The sequence below is a fragment of the Pontibacterium sp. genome (assembly GCF_041587635.1).
Taxonomy (GTDB): domain Bacteria; phylum Pseudomonadota; class Gammaproteobacteria; order Pseudomonadales; family Balneatricaceae; genus Pontibacterium.
Genome location: NZ_JBFGYC010000381.1, coordinates 1 through 4,018, shown reverse-complemented (window position 1 = coordinate 4,018; position 4,018 = coordinate 1). Strand labels below are relative to the sequence as shown.

4 protein-coding genes are annotated in these 4,018 nt (G+C 53.0%); 3 read left to right on the top strand and 1 reads right to left on the bottom strand.

Features of this window, described 5'->3' with window-relative positions:
- Positions 1-189: 189 nt before the first annotated feature.
- Both ABYW01_RS15930 and ABYW01_RS15925 read left to right on the top strand, forming a co-directional pair.
- Positions 190-936: a glycerophosphodiester phosphodiesterase family protein gene (locus tag ABYW01_RS15930; protein WP_372834538.1), complete on the top strand. Its 747-nt coding sequence runs from the start codon at positions 190-192 to the stop codon at positions 934-936.
- Entirely contained in the window at positions 929-2,116 is a 1,188-nt protein-coding gene (locus tag ABYW01_RS15925; RefSeq protein ID WP_372834536.1) for an FAD-dependent oxidoreductase, read from the top strand. The genes ABYW01_RS15930 and ABYW01_RS15925 overlap by 8 nt, the downstream gene beginning before the upstream one ends.
- Here ABYW01_RS15925 and ABYW01_RS15920 read toward each other — a convergent pair.
- Positions 2,080-3,513 carry an FGGY family carbohydrate kinase gene (locus ABYW01_RS15920; RefSeq protein ID WP_372834533.1) on the bottom strand — a complete coding sequence of 478 codons (1,434 nt, stop codon included), beginning with the start codon at positions 3,511-3,513 and terminating at the stop codon, positions 2,080-2,082. The genes ABYW01_RS15925 and ABYW01_RS15920 overlap by 37 nt on opposite strands.
- A 185-nt stretch (positions 3,514-3,698) precedes the next feature.
- On the opposite strand from ABYW01_RS15920, the gene ABYW01_RS15915 reads away from it, so the two are divergent.
- A partial coding sequence (locus ABYW01_RS15915; RefSeq protein WP_372834530.1) for a tRNA(Met) cytidine acetyltransferase TmcA domain-containing protein occupies positions 3,699-4,018 on the top strand: 320 nt, incomplete at its 3' end.

Here is a 4,018-nt window from a genome sequence, read left to right as displayed (position 1 = left end):
CTCCGCGACAGCATTGGGTGGGATCTGCGAAGCCCATGAGTGCTAAGTTTAGACTGTTTTTGTGAAAGAGAAATGTCGATCAGAAACTGCTCGGTTATTCTCTCTCCGGAACGTCCGACGTGCTTAAAGGGTTTCAGCTAGTCTTAACATACTGTGTGAAGGCCAGTGGCTAAGTGTGGAGGTGAAGGTATGCGTGCAACGCAGCTGAAAAAACGCTTGGTTGCCCACCGAGGTTTCCAAAGTCGATACCCTGAAAATACTCTGTTGGCTCTGCAACAAGCTGTGGATGCAGGTGTAGAGCGATTAGAGTTTGATATTCAACTTACCGCTGATCACCGACCGGTATTGTTTCATGATCTTGATCTGCGACGCGTCTGTGGTGAGCACCACAAAATTACAGAACTCACACGCTCACAGCTGAATGCCTTTTCTGCGTCAGAACCGGGTCGGTTGGGTGATCTATTTGTGGGTGAGGCGATTCCTGATTTGGAAGCGGTTATCGAATGGGCCACTTTATACCCCTCCCTGTCTCTGTTCGTTGAAATCAAAGAGGAATCGATAGACTACTTTGGAATTGAAGCGGTGCTTGACGCGGTATTACCCGTGCTGAGGCCCCTGGAAACAAGAGCCACCCTCATTAGTTTTCATGCCAGTTTATTGGCGGCAGCGCGTGATCGCTGGGGATCAATCGGTTTGGTAACTCGACGCTGGCCACCGACCAAAGAAACCCTAAGCCAGCTGCATCCTGATATTTTGTTTGTGAATAAAAGGCGTGTCAGGCATCGCCAGCATCTGGATCAGTTGGGCATCCCCGTTGTGGTATATGAAGTCGATACTGTTCATCGGGCCACGCATTGGTTAAAGCGCGGTGCGGCTTATCTGGAAACCCATCGTTGTGGTGATCTGCTAACGGAGTGGAGTGGACATTATGGCTGATTACGATGTTGCGATAATCGGCGGAGGGATTCACGGCGTTGGAATCGCTCAGGCTGCAGCAGCGGCCGGATATTCAGTTTTATGTCTTGAAGAGAACGCGTGGGGAGGGGCAACTTCCAGCCGTTCCAGTAAGTTGATCCATGGAGGGTTACGGTATTTGCAAACAGGACAGCTGGGTTTAGTACGGCGATGCCTGAACGAGCGGGATCGTCTGCTCGAGCTTGCCTCTGAACTGGTTAAATTACGCAGTTTTTATATTCCGGTGTATGACGGCGGGCGTTATAGCGCGGCTCAAATTCGCTGGGCACTGCGTGCCTATTACCTGCTCAGTGGGTTGCGTGAAACAGGTCTGTACTCTGAATTGCCCGAAACGCGTTGGGCAGACATTAAGGGCCTGAAAACAGAGGGGCTGCAGCATATATTTCGTTACTACGACGGTCAGACCGATGATCAGGCCTTGACCTGTGCAGTGGGGCGGTCTGCTCAGGCGTTGGGCGCAATCTTGTGCTGTCCAGCACGTTTTGACGCTGCTACTCGATCTCATTCCGGTTACGAACTGATCTTCTATGAGGCCGAGATAAAGAAACGCGCCAGCTGTCGGGTATTGGTGAATGCGACGGGACCTTGGGTGAACCAGGTGTTAAGCCAGATTGAAACACCAACTGCGGGCTGGCGACCTTTGACGATTGATCTGGTGCAAGGTACACATTTGGTATATCCAGCAGGGTTGAGTGAACAGTGCCTCTACGTGGAAGCGCCTAGTGATGGCCGGGCGGTGTTTATTCTACCCTGGCAAGATAAAACCTTAGTGGGTACAACGGAAAAGGTGTATCAGGGCAATCCGGGAGAGGTCGAACCTCTGCGGGAAGAGGTCCAATATCTACAGCAGACGTTGGATACTTATCTGCCAGAACATCAGTTGAGACCCGAAGGCCGTTTTTGTGGATTAAGAGTGTTGCCCCGCTCCGATCGGGCGGCGTTTTTTCGCAGCCGTGACACCCAGTTTCTATTCGATGATCCCAAGCACCCCACGTTAGCAATTCTGTACGGCGGTAAGTTGACGGACTATCGTGCGACTGCGGCGCAGCTGATGAAACAGTTGAGCAGAACGCTGGGTAAACGCACCCCTGTGGCGGATACCGCTCACCTGCGGTTGCTCGCGGCTAACAGGGCGGCATGAAGCAGCTGTGTCCAGTTGTGGAAGCGAGCGGGCAGTGCACTGTTTTTCGCAGGAGTAAAGACCTGCTCTCCGGACCGGCGCCAGTCAGGACTGCGACTGAGCAACCAGGCGGCCCCTCTGGATGAGGATTCCGGGTCGGTCATACGGTGTACATTGAGTCCGCTCAGGTTTGCCAATCCTTGCGCCATCCAGTCGAGTTGGCTCAGTCCACCACTGAGATGGATACTGGTGGGAAAACTACCCACATCACGCATGGCGATGATATTCCGTTGAATCAAAAACAGGATGCTTTCAGCAACCGCTAATACTTTTGATTTTGGGTCAAAGGGAGGTAAACCCTGCCAGCCACTTTCCACGCTGCACCAATCCGGGGATCCCAAGCCTCCCACGCCGTTCACAAACAGGGGCAGCGGTTGGTAGCGTTGCCGCCAGCTATCGCTATTATGATAGTTTAATCCGAGCGGCAGACTGGTCAGATTTAATGCGGTAGCAGCACCATTCACAGTACCTTCAAGTACCAGTAACTCATCGTTCAAATCACTGTACGCGGGTGCTATGAGCAGCCGGGTTTGTGGGCGCTCCTGTGCTTCGACCAACAGTGGCATCTGGATAAATGCACCTGTTCCCATGTTCACCGACAGGGCACTGGGGTTCGGCCAGCCGTTACTGAACAAAGCGGAAGGTTGATCTCCGCATACCAGCTTCAGTGGAATGCGTAACCCTGCTAATTCCAGTGTGCCATAGCGATACAGGCTGGGACGGATGTCCGGCAGGTATTCGGCAGGAATATCAAACAAGGCACGTAACGGATTGCTCCAGTCGCGGGCTTCAAGCGAATAAAGCTGGGTGCGGGCTGCATTGACGCGATCGATTAAAAAGGGGTGCTCGCGACACAGGTGAAATATCAGAAATGAGGCGAGGCTGCCACAGGCTAGCTGGTAACGTCTTTGGGCTTCGATCATCGCACTGGCGGATAGCAGATAGGCCCACTTACTGGCAGGGCTGTGGCTGTTAGCGACTAAACCGGAGATGCGTTGAATCTCCCGATGGTGGTGATAAAGCTGGTCGATGATGTATTGGCCACTTTTATCTTGCCAGCCGATCAACGGTGTCAGGGGCTGTCCAGAGATGCGATCCCAGCATAAACAGCTAGAGCGCTGGCAAATTAGAGCGGCCCGCATCGGTATGCAGCGTTGCTGGGGTGTTAACTGTTGCAGGGCATTGGTGGCGGCTCGACGCAAAGAATCCACAATCCATTTCGGATCGGGGCTGGTATTACCGATATCGGTTTTTTGCTCAACGCGGGACTGAGCTAAACTTTCCCCGTAATCGTTGAAAATCAGTGCCCGGCTCGCTTGCCCGCCCTGATCAAGAACCAGATAAAGCGTTTCAGACAATCGCACCCCCTTAGGCTAAGCCCTGTACCTACAGCATAGTCCTGAGTCAATTACTCAGCGAGCATTTCAGCTACAATGCACGCTGTCTGTGATCAGTTTGCAGTCGTGTCGTGTTATATATTGGACGTGAACGGGCGTTCGCCGGGACGGCTTGAGTAGATATTTGGGTAGTTATGGAGGTAAGAATGACCCGGCGCGAAACTGTCGTGCAATTGCTGGAAGGAGCCCGGCACAATAATCACCGCCAGTTGCTGGTTGTGGCAGGTGATCGTGACTGGACGATCGCTCAGGCCGAACAGATTCAAAACTGGTTGTGCGCTGAGCCGGATACGTACCTCTGGGTCTCTCAGCAAGCGCCTGCGGGCAGCACCGGTGTAGGTTCCCGCGATCTGCATCGTTACCTCGGTCGTGAAACCGAACTGCTGATTTTTGATGCCTGGGATGGGTTTAATCCTAATGCCTTTGGTCAGATCAGTGGAACCCTGTGTGGGGGCGGTTTGCTGGT

Coding starts and splice junctions, on each gene's coding strand:
- ABYW01_RS15930 (WP_372834538.1), top strand. CDS start 190: ATGCGTGCAACGCAGCTGAAAAAACGCTTGGTTGCCCACCGAGGTTTC.
- ABYW01_RS15925 (WP_372834536.1), top strand. CDS start 929: ATGGCTGATTACGATGTTGCGATAATCGGCGGAGGGATTCACGGCGTT.